A 15465-nucleotide genomic window follows, 5' to 3' on the forward strand; every position below is an offset into this window, starting at 1 on the left:
GTCAGGTTCCGTGTCTTGCGTGGAACACCGAGACCCGGCCATCGGCCGCGGGCTGGTAGGTGTCCCGGAATTCATTCAGGGCTTCCAGAACACTAGGTAGTTCAGCGCGGGCGGTTTCATAAGCGTCGAAGCCTGAACGGTTCATGTAGAAAATCTGATCGCGCAGTACGTGTCCCACCGCGCGCAGCTCTCCCGTATAGCCATGACGGCGGCGCAGCAGCTGTGCCTGGGAGTAGCCGCGGCCATCGGTGTATTTTGGGAACGAGACCTCAACCAATTGAATCCATTCAAGAAATGGTTCCAGAAGCTCCGGATCGTCTTCCGGAACGAGGCGTACACCGACCGGCGCATTGCGCCCGGCGAGGCTTTCCGCCAGTTCCAGGAAACGGGCCAGCGGCAAGGTCACGGCCTGGTCAGGCTTTAGATCTTCTTCACCTTCCTGCCCGGCAAACAGCCAGATATTCTCGATTTCTGCACCATCCTTAAGCAGTGGCATAGAGGGCCTCCTTGAACGGGTCGGCGCCGACGCGCTCCAGCGTGTCGATGAACAGCTCATCGGGAGATGTGCGCAGTGCCATATAGGCGTCAATGATGCGCTTGACGGCGCCGGGCACGTCCTCCCCTTTCAGGGCAGGCCCGGCGATGGCGCCGATGGCGGCTTTCTCGTCCGCCCGGCCGCCGAGGCTGATCTGGTAGAACTCCTCGCCTTTCCGGTCGACGCCGAGAATGCCGATATGGCCGACATGGTGGTGGCCACAGGCATTGATGCAGCCGGAAATGTTGATGTGCAGCCGCCCGATCTCCCGCTGGTATTTCGGATCGGCGAAGACTTCCTGCACTGCCTGCCCGATCGGAATCGACCGCGCATTGGCGAGGTTACAGTAATCGAGCCCCGGGCAGACGATCAGGTCAGTGATCAGGCTCTCATTCGGCGTCGCGAGTCCGGCGGCATCGAGCGCCTGCCAGATCGCATAGAGATGCTTCACCGGCACATGTGGCAGGACGAGGTTCTGCGCGTGGGAGACGCGAATGTCGTCATAGGCGTAGCGTTCGGCGAGACCTGCAACGATTTCCATCTGAAGATCCGTCGCATCGCCCGCCGCGCCGCCGATCGGCTTCAGGCTGACGGTGACGGAGGCATGGCCCGCCTGCTTGTGCGGATGCAGGTTTACCTCCGCCCACTGGGCAAAGTCCGGCTCGGCGGCCTTGGCGGCCTCGAACGCGTCGGTGCCATCTTCGGCGTCGAAAGCCGGCGGGGCGAAATAGGCATGGATGCGGTCGATCTCGGCCTGCGGCAGGTCGATCTTCTCATGCGGGCGCTGGGCGGCGTATTCGGCCTCCACCTGGCGCGTGAACTCTTCCGGGCCAAGCTCGGCCACGAGGATCTTGATCCGCGCCTTGTACTTGTTGTCCCGGCGGCCATAGCGGTTGTAGACGCGCATGATTGCCTCGACATAGTCCAGAAGCTCTGCCTCCGGAACAAAATCATTGACTAGCGCGGCCAGCAGAGGTGTCCGCCCCTGCCCGCCGCCGACATAGACTTCGAAGCCGACTTGCTCGCCGCGCTTCACGATGCGCAGGCCAATGTCGTGCACGGCAATCGCCGCCCGGTCCGCCGCAGCCGCCGTAACCGCGAACTTGAACTTGCGCGGCAGGAAGGCGAATTCCGGATGGAAGGTGCTCCACTGGCGGATGATCTCGCACCAGGGGCGCGGGTCCATCACTTCGTCGGCCGCAGCACCCGCGAAATGGTCGCTCGTCACGTTGCGGATACAGTTGCCGGAGGTCTGGATGGCATGCATCTCGACCTCGGCGAGGTCATTCAGCGCATCCGGAATGTCCTTCAGGGCCACCCAGTTGTACTGGATGTTCTGGCGCGTCGTGAAATGGCCATAGCCACGGTCATATTTGGTAGACACTTCCGCCAGGCGACGCAGTTTCGCGCCGTTCAGCTGGCCATAAGGAATTGCGACGCGCAGCATGTAGGCGTGCAGCTGCAGGTACACGCCATTCTGCAGGCGCAGCGGCTTGAACTCGTCCTCCAACAGTTCGCCCGACAGGCGGCGGTTCACCTGCCCGCGGAACTGTTCCACGCGGTCCTTCACGATCCGGGCATCGAATTCGTCATATCTGTACATTAGGCCGCAACCTCTCTTGCGTGCGGGATGCCGAGCGCCGCTTCGGTGCGGCTGACCCAGCGCTCGACCGCCGGGAACTCGGAAAGATCGAAACCGCCCTCATGGGCGAGGCGCGTATAGGCGACGAGCGCAATGTCCGCGAGCGTCATACCCTCGCCGACAATCCAGTCGGTGAAGGTCAGCTGCATCTCCATCACGCCGAGGGCCCGGCGGCCCTTGGCCATCAGGTTCGGATCGATCTCATCATCGGATTTCTTCAGGTAATGCTTGTGGAACCGGCGCACGGCGATGGCCGTCTCGTGAGAGTATTGCTCCCAGAACAGCCAGCTCATCATCTTGGCGCGCTTGAAGCCATCCGCCGGGATCAGGTCGCTTCCTGCCTCTTCCGCAATGTAGAGCATGATCGCATTAGATTGCGGCAGGGTACGACCGTCCGGCCAGCGCGCGACCGGCACCTGCCCTACCGGGTTCACGGCCAGGAAGTCTTCCGTCTGCGTACCGCCTTTCAGGATATCCACTTCGACCCAGTCGAAGGGAATGCCCAGATAATTGGCCGTCCATTTCGGCTTCTGGCAGTTGCCGGAAATGGAGTCGCCATAAAGCGTCAGGCGGGTGATGGGTCGGGTCGGCATCAGGCATCGGCTCCATAGGCGACGGTCGGGCCGGTGGCGCGGATGGTTTCACGAATGGTTTCGCGGCCGGTGATCCCGCCGGTTTCGGTCACTTCCATGAAGTACGGATCGGTCACCTTGCCTTCCTGCTTCAGGGCTTCGGCGAGGCGGGCCTCGGCGATGTCTCCGGTGAAGGCGGCAGCCTTGCCGACATCGTCAGACCAGGTGCCGACTTCCGTCATCCAGACGGATTTGCCGGTCGCCGTTTCCCAGGCCGTCACGGCTTTCGGAGTCTCGGGCTTCAGTTTCGGGCGGACGGACGTCATGCGGAGACAACCTTCTGAGTAGGAATGGAGGCTTCAGTGGAAACGGTGGCGGTAACAGGCCCGGCACGGAGGCCAGCGACTTCGCCGATGATCAGCAGCGCCGGTCCCTTGATGCCATGGGACTCGATCAGCTGGGGCAGTTCCTCCAGCATGCCATAGGCGCGGACTTCATTTTCCCGTGTGCCGTTCTCGATCACGGCGACCGGGGTCTGCGGCGCGCGGCCGGCTTCGATCAGTTTTTCGGCAATCGCGGCTGAGGTACCGACGCCCATATAGACGCTGACGGTCTGTCCGCGCTTGGCGAGCGATGCCCAGTCGAGGTCCGGCACGCCGCCCGCTTTCGCATGGCCGGTCACGAAGGTGACAGCCTGTGCATGGTCCCGGTGGGTCAGCGGTATGCCGGCGCTCGCCGCACATCCGAGGGCGGAGGAAATGCCCGGCACAACGAAAGCGGAAATGCCTGCAGCCTCCACGGCGTCCAGCTCTTCCCCGCCCCGGCCGAAGATGAAGGGGTCGCCGCCCTTCAGGCGCACCACGCGCTTGCCCTCGCGGGCGGACTGGATCAGCAATTCGTGGATCTGGTCCTGCGGCACGGAATGGTTGCCCTTCGCCTTGCCCACGGAGATGCGGTCTGCATCGCGGCGGATGAGGGAGAGAATCCCATCCGAGACGAGCCGGTCGTAGTAGACCACGTCCGCTTCCTGGATCAGACGAAGGGCTTTCAGGGTCAGGAGTTCCGGATCGCCGGGGCCGGCGCCGACAATGTGCACAACGCCCGCTTCCGAAGGCGCGAAGAGTTCGGCGCGCATCGCGGCTTCAGCGCCGGTCAGGTCTCCGGCATAGGCGAGCTCAGCGGCGCGCCCCGTCAGCGTGCGTTCCCAGAATTTGCGGCGGGCGGAAAAATCCGGCAGCGCGGCTTTCACCGTGTCGCGCAAGCGGCCAGCGAGCGCGGCGAGATCACCGATGCGCGCGGGCAGCAGCGCTTCGAGTTTTGTACGGATGGATTTTGCCAGCACCGGCGCCGTGCCGTTCGATCCGATCGCGGCGACAATGTCGCCCCGGTCCAGGATGGAGGGCACGGTGAAGTCGCAGAGCTCCGGCCGGTCGACCACGTTCAGCGGCACGCGGGCCGCGCGGATGACGGCAATGGCGTCCGGATTGTCTTCGGCGACGATGGCGAGCCGGGCGGTCTCCAGCGCTTCAGCCAGGCCGTCCATGGTCATGGTGGCCGCCTTCGAAGCCACCGCATGATCATGCGCTGGTCCGGCATGATCCGATATGATCACGGGCAAGGCGCCAGCAGATGCGAACAGGCGCAGCTTGCGCAGGGCTTCCTCGCCGCTTCCGACGATGACGACCCGCTGGTCCTGCAAATTAAAAAACGCTGGAAACTGGCGCATGCGCACAGAGCCCCTATTTAGCAAAGCTGATCAACACGCTGCCAAAATGGCTCTTGACGGGAGAGAGACAACTGGCAACCCCTACAGCGATGCTTTAGAGAAACTATTTATGGCCGAACCAACTGACCGTTTGCCCCCGCTGAACGCCCTTCGTGCCTTCGAAGCAGCCGCCCGGCGCCTGTCATTCACACAGGCAGCCGATGAACTAAATGTGACCCCGGGGGCCATTTCCCAGCAGATCCGCCAGCTGGAAGACTATGCCGGAACGCCCCTGTTCAAGCGTACGGGTCGTTCAGTTTTGCTTACAGATGCGGCGCAGGCGAGCCTGCCGCTGGTGCGCGAAGCCTTCGAGAGAATTTCTGAAGCAGGCCGCATCATGCAATCCCCCGCCCGCAAGGGCCGGGTCATGGTCTCGTGCGCCCCCAGTTTTGCGGCCAAGTGGCTCGCCCCCCGCCTCGACAAATTCCACCAGCAGCACGGCGGAATCGAGGCCTGGATCAGCGCAGATACGGGCCTGACCGACTTCACTACCGCCGACGCAGACTTCGCCATCCGTTACGGCCGGGGCGTGTATGACGGGCTGAAATCGGAAAAACTGCTCGATGAAACCGTTTTGCCGGTCTGCTCACCCGCCATGCTGGACGGGCCGGACGCGATCCGCCGCCCGGAAGACCTGAAGAACCACACCCTGCTCCACGATGAGAGCACGGAGGTCGACCCCTCCTGCCCGGACTGGGCCAGTTGGCTACGGGCACGCAAGGTAGAGGGCGTGGACGCCAGCCGTGGGCCGCGCTTCAACCAGGCGATCCTCGTGATCGAGGCCGCCGCCGCCGGGCGAGGTGTAGCCCTTGCCAAGCAAGCCATCGCAGCGTCTGACCTTGCCTCCGGCCGCCTCGTCGCGCCATTTGCAGACGGGTCGACAAGCATCGATTTCGGCTACTGGCTGGTCTGGCCGAAAGGGCGCCACCTCAGCCCCGACGTTCGGGAATTCATCAAATGGATCAAGGCAGAAGCCGCCGAGACGGAAGTGGTCGGCGTCTGAGCTAGAGCGCCGCGTCGAGCAGCAGGTAAGCCGCGAGACGCGGGCTGGCATTGCGGCTGGTCCGCTGGGTCTGCTCCAGCGCGTTCAGCGCGTCGTCCTGCTCCATCTCAACGAAGTTCGCTGCCAGTTCTCGCAGGTCATCGTCATTGCGCAGGCGCTGGGTGATGCGCTCCACCTGACGGCCGGCCTGTTCGAGGATCGCCGCCTTGCGCTGCTGTTCCCCCTTCCGGGCCGCCTCGGCGATCTTGCGCTTCATCTTCGGCTTGAAGGTCTCCGGCAGCTGGATGCCGGACGATTGCAGGCGAGCGATCAGCCTGTCGGCCACTTCCTCGCGGTCGCGCGGCAGCGGATCGTCCCGGCTCATGTCGGAAATGATATCGCGCCAGCCCATTTCGCCGGACTGTTCCGCCTTTGAGGCGGGCGGCGTGACGACGGCCGGCGGGGGCTCCGCAGCAGCCGGTTTTGTTTCGGGCGCTGGGGTTGCAGCTGCCGCCCCTGCTTCCGCTTGCAGGAAATCCGTCGCACGGCGCAGCGGGTGCGGCGGTGCGGCAGGCTCTTCCTTCACATCGTCGAAACGGCGGCGCAGCGTGACCGGGTTCGGATCCTTCGGATCGACGGTCTTGCCCAGCTCCAGCGGTGCGTCCTTTGCGTCCGGTTCCGGCGCCTTGTCTTCCGTCTTTTCCTGCCCGGCCGAGGCAAGCAGGTCCGCGGCTGCATCGAACAGGTCTTCGTCAGGATCGGTGGCACGGCGTGGCGGCGCGGGGCGTTTCGGCGCCTCGTCCTTCAGGGAATGGCCATTGGTGATCGAATAGCCATTTGTGTGGCTCTTGCCGTTCATATGGCTACCATTCACCGGCTCGCGGCTGGAAGATGGTGCTGGTGCAGGCTCCGGGCGCGGCGGCGGCGTCACGGTAGGCGGCGGAGCCGGCTTTTCCGGTGCAGGTGCAGGCGCCGCCTGCTGGACAACCGGCGGCGGGTCTTTAGCCGGCGGTTTCGGTTTCTGGCCTTCCAGCACGGCAGAGCGGTCGATCCGGGCAACTTCGGCGCGGGCCGCAAACTCGGTGCTGCGGAGCGAGGCCGCAGCTTCCTGGCCGGCCTGGCGCAGCCGGGCCAGCGCTTGGGCGGCTTCTTCCGCGGCGGCGCGGGTCGACTGGTTGATTTCATGATTGGCCTGACGCGCGCCTTCGATCGCGGAGGAGACAGCGTCCTTGAGCGCGTCTCCGGTCGTCATGGCGGCAGCGGCAGCGATCTCCCCTGCCCGGACGGCCGTATCGACCGTACGGCGGGACTGGTCGAGCTTCTCCTCGATCTGGCTGATCGCGAAGGTCAGCGTCTCGGTGCGGGCGCCAGCTTCGCGGGCAAGATTATCGAGGTCGAGCAGGCGTGCGGCCAGCGCTTCACTGGCCGAGCGCATGGCCTCAAGCTGGTTGTCCAACAACTCATCTGCCTGCGAGATTTCAGTGGTCGCCGCGCGTGCCGCCGCGACCATGGCCTCGGCCTGGCGCGGGATCGCGTCGTTCATCTGATTGAGCTGGCTGCGCAGGTCACGGGCAAGGCCTTCCAGCGCCTGGCGTTCCGCAGAGAGGCGCTCGGTCAGGTCGCGGGCATTGTCGGCGCTGGCATAAGCGACGGATTCGAGGCGCATGCGCTCATCGCCGATCTCGCCCGACATGGCCTTCATCGCCGTCAGGGCATGCGCCATGGCATGATCGATCTCGGCAGCGGCCTGTTTCATCTGCTCGGCAAAGGTAATGCCCTCGGTGCCGGCCTCGCGGGCGGGCGCCATCAAGCGGGTCGCAGCCGACATGACGAGGGCGTTCGCCGCACTCGCACGCCGGTTGGTTCGGCCCATATATCCGGCCATGACCAGCAACAGCGCGGGCACGGCAATGCCCATCGCCCCGCCTGCCAGGACGAACGGGTTAAGCGCCATCAGCGCGGGGACACCATAGAAGCCGAGGATCACACCGGCAGCCGCACCGATCCACATGGACGCAGCCACGAATCCGCCCACGACCATCCAGCTGCCACCATGTTGTGCCAGCTCGAAATATTCCGATGCCTCTTGCCTGGCCAGCAAATCCCGGCCAGAGGGCCGAGCTTCGGTGTTTTCGCTCATACCACCCTTATACCGCGTCAAACCTTCCGGCGCGAGACCGGAATGCTTAACAGCAAAGGGCCAACCGCCAGATCGTTATTTGATAGAATGCCCGAGAATCAAGGCGCTTTGAGGGCCAGCCTCGGACATATCCGATTTGTCATCCGGAGCATAATCGATGCCAAGCCAGGCAAGTACGCCGGCAATGACCAGATTCCGGATCAGAATGATGATAGCCACAACGGCCCCCATGACGTCAGAAATGTTCGGATTGGAAGCATTTTTGCCTCACCCTTCGGGTGTATAACGCGGAATTCTTTCACCGACAAACGATAAGTCATCGCATTTTAACCGCGTTAACCTCGTCACAAAGCAGGCCATGTCATACTTGCCGCGATAACCGGAGATGACCTCATGTCTTCCACCCTCGCCTTGCTCGACCGCGACCACCTCAAGGCCATGACCGGCGGAGACAAGGATCTCGCGCTCGAAGTGATCGACATTTTCCGCGAGCAGACCGGGCTGTGGATGCGCCTGATGGATCCGAAGGCCGAGCCGAAACAATGGGCCGATGCGGCCCACACGCTGAAAGGTGCCTGCCTGTCGCTCGGTGCGTTGCGCCTCGCCCGCTATTGCGAGCTGGCCGAAAAGGCCGGGCGTTCAGAGACACCGCCGAGCATTACCGCCGCTGCTGTCCTGCTGGGCGATGTGCGCGATTGCCTGTCGGCGACGATGGAAGAAGTGGCGAAAGCCGCTCACGAACTTGCCGGCAAAGGCGCCCTCAAAGCGTCGTAGCTCTCGAATTCATAGGCGATGCAGCGGTCGATCAGCGTCCGCCAGACGGGCTCCGCGATCGCCGGTGACAGGCCTGCCGCCTCGCAGGCCGCCTTCACTTTCGATACCACATCCTCAATCCGTGCGCGGTCGTGCACGATGTTCCGGTCGCCCTTGATGCGGGCGGCAGCATCCATGAAGGACTGGCGCTCAGCCAGGATTTCCACCAGCAGACGGTCGATCCGGTCCACCTCGTAGCGGACATCGGTCATCGTCTCTGCGGTCTCGGCAGTGTGCCGGCGAGGGTCGGAAGTGTAGGTCGTCATGCGGCCTCTCAGGTCTGATCGTCCTGCCCTATATGGGTGACGGCGCCTCTGCAAGGAACGAGGTGCGGTGCCGCAGCAGCGGGGTCAGAATTGCGCCAGTCCGACAGACTTGCGCAACTTGTTGAGCTTCTTCGGAACATTTTCGCCAAAAATATACCCCCACGGCATGCCTGTCGGCGTGCTGCCAATGGCTTCGAGATGGGCTTTCAGGCGCGCCTTGTCGCGGTTCAGGTGGAAAAGCATGGCAAAACTGTTGTGGGCAAACTGGCGCTCCACTTGGCTGGGCGCCGGCAGGTCAGCCAGCAGCGCGTGGAAACGATCATCCAGCGCGGCAATCTCGGCCCGGAAATCCTCCGAATACCGGCGCGCCCGGAACGCTTCTTGTTCCTCCCGCACATCATTCATGCCGGTTTCGTACAGCCATTCCTCGATCCACGCGCGCGCCGGCAGGGACAGGAAGGCCGCATTCGCCGGATCCACGGCCGCCGCATCGGCGACGCCGTACATCTCTTCATGGCTGCCGTGCCACTTTGCGGTCAGGTAATTCAGGCGGGCCATTTCGGCGAGGAGGTTCGCCTCCCCTGTTGCCTTCAGGCCGGCGCAGATTTCCTCGAACACACCGTCTTCGCCACCTGTCAGCATGATCGCCCGGATGCGGAACGCATGCAGCGCGCTGTCGCCGGGCGTTTGCTGCGAGGCCCTGGCCAGCAGGTCCTGCGCGTGGAAGGCCATTTCCGCCATGTCCATGAACTGCCCGTCGCTGGTCAGGTCAGCCGTCGCATTGCCGCGCAGGCGATGGGCCCAGACATAACAAAGCCCGCCATGAATGGCGGGCATGGCCGGGTGGCTGTCCAGCGGCGGCAGAGGCGCCGCGATCTCCGACAGGAGGCCGACACTATCAATAAAATGAACACGGTCCGCCGGCGGCAGCCCCGCATAGAGGGCGCCGAGCGCCGCGCCGTCTCCGGCCTGTATCAGGCCAAGGCCGGGCGCGACGTTCGGATCACCTTCGGTTGGATCGAATGGGGGCTGTTTCTTCCCGAACAGTCCGAACAGACTCATTCACCCGCCTTTTCCGCTTCCAGCTTGTCCTGCGTCTTCGTGTCGAAATCGCTGGCATCGTGACGTTCGCGCAGCTGGCTTTCCGGCTTGCCGAATGTCCGGTTCACCATCTGGCCGCGGCGCACGGCGGGTCTTGCCCCAACCTGCTTCATCCAGCGGATGACATTGGTGTATTCGTGCACCTGCAGGAACTCGCCCGCATCATAGACAGCGCCGGTCACCAGCGCGCCATACCAGGGCCAGATCGCCATGTCGGCGATCGTGTATTCGTCACCGGCCATGTACTCACGGTCCTTGAGGTTCCGGTCCAGCACGTCCAGCTGGCGCTTCACTTCCATGGCGTAGCGGTTGATCGGGTATTCGTATTTCTCCGGCGCATAGGCATAGAAATGGCCGAAGCCACCGCCCAGGAACGGGGCAGATCCCATCTGCCACATCAGCCAGTTGATCGTCTCAGCGCGCTTGTTGTGATCCTTTGGCAGGAAAGCGCCGAACTTCTCGGCAAGGTAAATCAGCATGGAGCCGGATTCGAACAGCCGCGTCGGCGGGTTGGTGGAATGATCCATCAGCGCCGGGATCTTCGAGTTCGGGTTGATGTCGACAAAGCCGGAACCGAACTGGTCCCCTTCCCCGATATTGATCAGCCACGCATCATACTCGGCGTCCTTGTGACCAGCCTCGAGCAGCTCCTCGAACATGATCGTGACTTTCACGCCATTCGGCGTACCGAGCGAGTAGAGCTGGAAAGGATGCTTGCCCACCGGCAGCTCCTTGTCATGCGTCGGTCCGGCGATGGGGCGGTTGATATTCGCGAAGCGGCCGCCGCTGGCCTTGTCCCAGGTCCAGACTTTCGGCGGCGTGTAAGTGGGATCGGTCATGGCGTTCCTTCCTGCGTTTTGGTTCAGCTTAAGCTGTGGCGCGCGCCGCGCAATGCAAGGTCTCGCGCAATCAGACCCGCTCAACCTATCGTGAAGACCCCCTGACAATAAAAAAGCCCTCCCGGGGTGCAGGAGGGCTTTTTGAAATCAACTTGTGCCTGACGGATCAGACTTCCAGCAGCATGCGCTCCGGATCTTCCAGCGCTTCCTTGACGCGGACGAGGAAGGTCACTGCTTCCTTGCCGTCGACGATACGGTGGTCGTAGGACAGCGCCAGATACATCATGGGGCGGATCTTGATCTCGCCGTTCACGACGACCGGGCGCTGTTCGATGCGGTGCATGCCCAGCACGCCGGACTGCGGCGGGTTCAGAATCGGCGTCGACATCAGCGAGCCATAGATGCCGCCGTTCGAGATGGTGAACGTGCCGCCCTGCATGTCGCCAATGGTCAGCTCGCCATCGCGGGCCTTCTTGCCGAGATTGGCAATCGCCTTCTCGATACCGGCAAGGGACATGTCGTCGGAGTCGCGAACGACCGGCACCACGAGGCCTTTTTCCGTGCCGACCGCGACGCCGATGTCATAGTAGTTCTTGTAGATGATGTCCTGACCATCGATCTCGGCATTGACCGCCGGAACCTCTTTCAGCGCGTTGACGCAGGCTTTAACGAAGAAGCTCATGAAGCCCAGCTTGATGCCATGCTTGGCAACGAAGCTTTCCTGATGCTTTTTCCGCAGGTCCATGATGGCACCCATGTCGACGTCGTTGAACGTCGTCAGCATGGCGGCGGTGTCCTGAGCCTCTTTGAGGCGGCGCGCGATGGTCTGGCGCAGGCGGGTCATCCGCACACGCTCTTCCCGCGGACCGGTCTCGCGCGGAGCGCTCTGGGCCGGCGCTGCCGCCGGGGCTTTCGGTGCATTCACATATGCCATAGCATCAGCCTTTGTGGCACGGCCATCGCGGCCCGAGCCTGGAATTTTCTGAGGATCGACCCCGGCCTCAGCCGAGATGCGGCGGACCGACGGAGCCACCGGACGGTCACCCGGGGCAGCTGACGGCGCAGACGCTTTCGGGGCCGGCGCAGCTGCAGCCGGTGCAGCCGAAGCCCCTGCAGACGCGCTGACCCGTCCGATCACGGAACCCGGCGTCACGGACGTGCCTTCAGCCACCGTCCATTCGGCAATCACGCCATCGGCCGGGGCCGGCACTTCGAGGGCCACCTTGTCAGTTTCGATTTCTGCGATGGTTTCGTCTTTCTTCACCGCATCGCCCGGCTGCTTGAGGAAGGTGGACAGTGTGCCTTCGGCGACGCTCTCGCCCATCACAGGCACAACGATATCGGTTGAGCCGCCGCCGGAAGCAGCCGGCGCGGCAGCGGGCTTTGCCTCTTCCTTGGCAGGCGCAGCAGCAGCCGCAGGCGCGGGTTTCGCCCCGCCTGCCCCGCCTTCGAGACGGCCCAGCAGGGCACCGATTTCAACCGTGTCGCCCGGCTGCGCGAGGATTTCACCCAGCACGCCGTCTTCGGTGGCGGACACTTCGACGGAAACCTTGTCGGTCTCGAGCTCCACGAGCACGTCGTCTTTCTTCACAGCATCGCCCTTGGCTTTCAGCCACTGGCCAACCGTGGCCTCGGTGATGCTTTCGCCAAGCGTGGGGACTGTAATGTCGGTCATGAGATGATCCGTGTGCGTTATTATGTTTTTGAAAGTCAGGGCGAAACGATGCGGTCATCGACCGGATCGGGTGACAGGGCTGTCGTGACGAGGGCGTTCTGCTCTGCATTGTGCTTCGACAGGAGGCCGGTGGCCGTGGCCGCCGAAGGCGCGCGGCCCGCATAACGCGGACGCGGGATCTTGGCACCGATCTGCGTGGCACACCATTCGATCTCGTCGCGGATGAAGGTCCAGCCGCCCATATTGCGGGGCTCTTCCTGGCACCAGACGAACTCGGCCTGCTTGAAGCGGGACATTTCCTGCATCATGGATTTGCGCGGCACCGGATAGAATTGTTCGATCCGCATCAGGTAGACATCGTCGACGCCCAGTTCCTCGCGCTTCTCGAACAGGTCGTAATAGACCTTGCCCGAGCAGAGTACGACGCGGCGGATCTTGTTGTCCTTGACCAGCTTGACCTTGCCTTCGCGGCCTTCGGTCTCTGCATCGTCCCAGAGGACGCGGTGGAAGCTCGTTTTCGAGCTCATATCGTCCAGCGAGGAGGTGGCCAGCTTGTGACGCAGAAGCGACTTCGGCGTCATGATGATCAGCGGCTTGCGGAAGTCACGGTGGATCTGGCGGCGCAGGGCATGGAAATAGTTCGCCGGCGTCGTCAGGTTGCAGACTTGCCAATTGTCTTCGGCACACATCTGCAGGAAGCGCTCAAGGCGGGCGGACGAGTGTTCCGGCCCCTGCCCTTCATAGCCGTGCGGCAGAAGGATGGTCAGGCCGCTCATCCGCAGCCATTTGCGCTCAGCCGAGGAGATGAACTGGTCAAAGAAGACCTGCGCGCCATTCGAGAAGTCGCCGAACTGGGCTTCCCACATGGTCAGCGTGTTCGGGTCAGCCAGCGAGTAGCCGTATTCATAACCGAGTACCGCCTCTTCCGAGAGCAGAGAGTCGATCACTTCATACTGGGCCTGGCCTTCGCGGATATTGTTCAGCGGCGTGTATTTCTCGCCGGTCGTCTGATCGACAATGTGGCTGTGGCGCTGCGAGAACGTCCCGCGGCCGCAATCCTGGCCGGAGAGCCGCACCGGGAAGCCCTCGTCCACCAGCGTCGCAAAGGCGAGATGTTCGGCCGTGGCCCAGTCGAGCCCCTGCCCCTTCGAAATCGTCTGAGCACGGTTGTCGATGACACGGGCGAGCGTGCGGTGGATGTCGACACCTTCCGGCACGGTCGTGATGGTCTGGCCAAGCGCCTGCAGGCGTTTCTTGGCGACGCCCGTCTTGCCGCGGCGCTCGTCGTCGTGCGGCAGGCCGAGGCCTTTCCATTCGCCGTCCAGCCAATCGGCCTTCTTCGCCTTGAAATTCTTGCCGGCGTCAAATTCGCGGTCGAGATAGGTTTCGAAGTCAGCGACCTGCTGCTCCACCTGCTCCGCCGTCAAAAGACCTTCATCGACCAGGCGCTGCGCATAGATCTCACGCGTCGAGACGTGGTCCTTGATCTTCTTGTACATCACCGGCTGGGTGAACATGGGCTCGTCGCCCTCATTGTGCCCGAAGCGCCGGTAGCAGAACATGTCGATGACGACGTCCTTGTGGAATTTCTGCCGATATTCGGTCGCCACCTTGGCGGCATAGGTCACCGCTTCCGGGTCGTCGCCATTGACGTGGAAGATCGGAGCCTGGACCATCAGCGCCACATCCGACGGGTACGGAGAGGAGCGCGAATACATCGGGCTGGTCGTGAAGCCGATCTGGTTGTTCACGATGAAGTGGATCGTGCCGCCCGTGCGGTAGCCCTGAAGGCCCGAAAGCGCGAAACATTCGGAGACAACGCCCTGCCCTGCAAAGGCGGCATCGCCGTGCAGCAGCAGCGGCAGGACAATCGAGCGGTCCAGCTTGCCGGTCTCGCGGTGCGCCATTTCCTGCTTGGAGCGGGACTTGCCGAGCACGACCGGATCCACTGCCTCGAGGTGAGACGGGTTGGCGTTCATCGACAGGTGCACCTTGTTGCCGTCGAACTCACGGTCGGACGAGGCACCGAGGTGGTATTTCACGTCGCCGGAACCGAACGCATCGGCACCTTGCGTGTTACCGCCCTGGAATTCGTGGAAGATCTGCTCGTAGGGCTTGCCCATCACGGCCGCCAGCATGTTCAGGCGTCCGCGGTGGGGCATGCCAACCACGATTTCCTTCACGCCGAGCGCGCCGCCACGCTTGATGATCTGTTCCAGCGCCGGCACAGCCGCTTCGCCGCCATCAAGGCCGAAACGCTTCGTGCCCGGATAACGCTTGTGCAGGAAGCGTTCGAACGTCTCCGCTTCAATCAGCTTGGCGAGGATCGCTTTCTTGCCTTCATTGGTGAAGGCGACGCCCTTGTCCGGGCCTTCGATGCGTTCCTGCAGCCAGGATTTCTCTTCCGGATCGGAGATGTGCATGAACTCGATGCCGATCGTCGAACAGTAGGTCCGCTGCAGGATCTCCAGCATTTCCGGAATGGTCGCCGTCTCGAGGCCGAGATAGCCGTCGATGAAGATCTTGCGATCCATGTCGTCCGGTCCGAAACCATAGGTCGCCGGATCGAGTTCAGGCTGGGCGCCGGGCGAATCGAGGCGCAGCGGGTCGAGCTGGGCCGCGAGGTGACCGCGCATACGGTATGCGCGGATCATCATGATCGCGTGGATCGAATCCTTCACCGCACGGTGCACATCCGCTTCGGAAGCGGCCGGTTTGGCGCCCTTGATCTTCTTTTCGAGTTTCGGCTCCAGCAGCGCCCAGTTGCCGTCAAAGGCGGCAACCTGTTCGTCCAGCGCCGGGCGTGGCCAGTCGCTGCGTTTCCAGGTCGCGCCTTCGGCATTGCGTTCCGCGCTGGATGTGTCGTCGCCCAGGTCTGCAAAGAAGGCCCGCCAGCTCTCAGGGACAGAGCTGGGGTTCTTCGCATAGGCCGCCTGCATCTGCTCGATCCATTGGGCCGAGCCGCCATACAGGAAGGCTGTGTCCAGCAAGGCCGAATTGCCTTTGCTGCGCGAACCATTCATCGGGCTGCCGTCGTCTGCCATGTCCATTCCGTCCTCTGGGACATTTCCGTTCCCCACTATTTAGGAACGTAATGGTTTCCCGGTACCTACCGGGTGCATAAGTGAGGACGGC

At 63.0% G+C, this 15465-nt stretch carries 13 protein-coding genes; 2 read left to right on the forward strand and 11 right to left on the reverse strand.

Features of this window, described 5'->3' with window-relative positions:
* Position 1: 1 nt before the first annotated feature.
* The 5 genes from HY17_RS18465 to cysG are packed head-to-tail and all read right to left on the reverse strand — an operon-like array spanning position 2 to position 4475.
* Positions 2-496: a DUF934 domain-containing protein gene (locus HY17_RS18465; protein ID WP_034769451.1), complete on the reverse strand. Its 495-nt coding sequence runs from the start codon at positions 494-496 to the stop codon at positions 2-4.
* Positions 483-2138 (reverse strand): nitrite/sulfite reductase, encoded by a 1656-nt coding sequence (locus HY17_RS18470; protein WP_034769454.1) that lies wholly within the window; start codon positions 2136-2138, stop codon positions 483-485. The genes HY17_RS18465 and HY17_RS18470 overlap by 14 nt, the downstream gene beginning before the upstream one ends.
* On the reverse strand, positions 2138-2770 hold the full coding sequence (locus HY17_RS18475; protein WP_112073097.1) for a glutathione S-transferase family protein: 633 nt from the start codon (positions 2768-2770) through the stop codon (positions 2138-2140). Before HY17_RS18475 ends, HY17_RS18470 begins: the two co-directional genes overlap by 1 nt.
* On the reverse strand, positions 2770-3075 hold the full coding sequence (locus HY17_RS18480) for a DUF2849 domain-containing protein (RefSeq protein WP_034769457.1): 306 nt from the start codon (positions 3073-3075) through the stop codon (positions 2770-2772). Before HY17_RS18480 ends, HY17_RS18475 begins: the two co-directional genes overlap by 1 nt.
* Positions 3072-4475: a siroheme synthase CysG gene (cysG, locus tag HY17_RS18485; RefSeq protein ID WP_034769460.1), complete on the reverse strand. Its 1404-nt coding sequence runs from the start codon at positions 4473-4475 to the stop codon at positions 3072-3074. Before cysG ends, HY17_RS18480 begins: the two co-directional genes overlap by 4 nt.
* Positions 4476-4584: 109 nt before the next feature.
* On the opposite strand from cysG, the gene gcvA reads away from it, so the two are divergent.
* The gene (gene gcvA / locus HY17_RS18490) at positions 4585-5517 is read left to right on the forward strand and encodes a transcriptional regulator GcvA (protein WP_034769465.1); all 933 of its coding nucleotides are present in this window, start codon (positions 4585-4587) and stop codon (positions 5515-5517) included.
* Between the two features lies 1 nt (position 5518).
* Here gcvA and HY17_RS18495 read toward each other — a convergent pair whose 3' ends face one another.
* The gene (locus tag HY17_RS18495) at positions 5519-7636 is read right to left on the reverse strand and encodes a hypothetical protein (RefSeq protein ID WP_034769468.1); all 2118 of its coding nucleotides are present in this window, start codon (positions 7634-7636) and stop codon (positions 5519-5521) included.
* Between the two features lie 393 nt (positions 7637-8029).
* Between HY17_RS18495 and HY17_RS18500 the strand changes: the two genes are divergently transcribed.
* Positions 8030-8410 (forward strand): Hpt domain-containing protein, encoded by a 381-nt coding sequence (locus HY17_RS18500; protein ID WP_034769472.1) that lies wholly within the window; start codon positions 8030-8032, stop codon positions 8408-8410.
* On the opposite strand, the gene HY17_RS18505 is transcribed toward HY17_RS18500, so the two are convergent.
* From HY17_RS18505 to HY17_RS18530, 5 genes are all read right to left on the reverse strand, one after another.
* Positions 8371-8715: a chorismate mutase gene (locus tag HY17_RS18505; RefSeq protein WP_051600317.1), complete on the reverse strand. Its 345-nt coding sequence runs from the start codon at positions 8713-8715 to the stop codon at positions 8371-8373. The two genes, HY17_RS18500 and HY17_RS18505, sit on opposite strands and share 40 nt — an antisense overlap.
* Positions 8716-8799: 84 nt before the next feature.
* Complete coding sequence (locus tag HY17_RS18510) at positions 8800-9777, reverse strand: hypothetical protein (RefSeq protein WP_034769478.1); 978 nt, start codon at positions 9775-9777, stop codon at positions 8800-8802.
* On the reverse strand, positions 9774-10655 hold the full coding sequence (yghU, locus tag HY17_RS18515) for a glutathione-dependent disulfide-bond oxidoreductase (RefSeq protein WP_034769481.1): 882 nt from the start codon (positions 10653-10655) through the stop codon (positions 9774-9776). Before yghU ends, HY17_RS18510 begins: the two co-directional genes overlap by 4 nt.
* Before the next feature lie 166 nt (positions 10656-10821).
* A complete protein-coding gene (gene odhB / locus HY17_RS18520) occupies positions 10822-12330 on the reverse strand; it encodes a 2-oxoglutarate dehydrogenase complex dihydrolipoyllysine-residue succinyltransferase (protein ID WP_051600318.1) in 1509 nt (502 codons plus the stop codon).
* A gap of 35 nt (positions 12331-12365) precedes the next feature.
* Positions 12366-15374 carry a 2-oxoglutarate dehydrogenase E1 component gene (locus HY17_RS18530; protein WP_034769725.1) on the reverse strand — a complete coding sequence of 1003 codons (3009 nt, stop codon included), beginning with the start codon at positions 15372-15374 and terminating at the stop codon, positions 12366-12368.
* Positions 15375-15465 lie beyond the last annotated feature (91 nt).

It is taken from the genome of Hyphomonas sp. CY54-11-8 (assembly GCF_000682735.1).
GTDB lineage: Bacteria > Pseudomonadota > Alphaproteobacteria > Caulobacterales > Hyphomonadaceae > Hyphomonas.

Coding starts and splice junctions, on each gene's coding strand:
- HY17_RS18475 (WP_112073097.1), bottom strand. CDS start 2,770: ATGCCGACCCGACCCATCACCCGCCTGACGCTTTATGGCGACTCCATT.
- gcvA (WP_034769465.1), top strand. CDS start 4,585: ATGGCCGAACCAACTGACCGTTTGCCCCCGCTGAACGCCCTTCGTGCC.
- HY17_RS18510 (WP_034769478.1), bottom strand. CDS start 9,777: ATGAGTCTGTTCGGACTGTTCGGGAAGAAACAGCCCCCATTCGATCCA.
- HY17_RS18495 (WP_034769468.1), bottom strand. CDS start 7,636: ATGAGCGAAAACACCGAAGCTCGGCCCTCTGGCCGGGATTTGCTGGCC.
- HY17_RS18530 (WP_034769725.1), bottom strand. CDS start 15,374: ATGGCAGACGACGGCAGCCCGATGAATGGTTCGCGCAGCAAAGGCAAT.
- HY17_RS18470 (WP_034769454.1), bottom strand. CDS start 2,138: ATGTACAGATATGACGAATTCGATGCCCGGATCGTGAAGGACCGCGTG.
- HY17_RS18500 (WP_034769472.1), top strand. CDS start 8,030: ATGTCTTCCACCCTCGCCTTGCTCGACCGCGACCACCTCAAGGCCATG.
- cysG (WP_034769460.1), bottom strand. CDS start 4,475: ATGCGCCAGTTTCCAGCGTTTTTTAATTTGCAGGACCAGCGGGTCGTC.
- HY17_RS18480 (WP_034769457.1), bottom strand. CDS start 3,075: ATGACGTCCGTCCGCCCGAAACTGAAGCCCGAGACTCCGAAAGCCGTG.
- yghU (WP_034769481.1), bottom strand. CDS start 10,655: ATGACCGATCCCACTTACACGCCGCCGAAAGTCTGGACCTGGGACAAG.
- HY17_RS18505 (WP_051600317.1), bottom strand. CDS start 8,715: ATGACGACCTACACTTCCGACCCTCGCCGGCACACTGCCGAGACCGCA.
- odhB (WP_051600318.1), bottom strand. CDS start 12,330: ATGACCGACATTACAGTCCCCACGCTTGGCGAAAGCATCACCGAGGCC.
- HY17_RS18465 (WP_034769451.1), bottom strand. CDS start 496: ATGCCACTGCTTAAGGATGGTGCAGAAATCGAGAATATCTGGCTGTTT.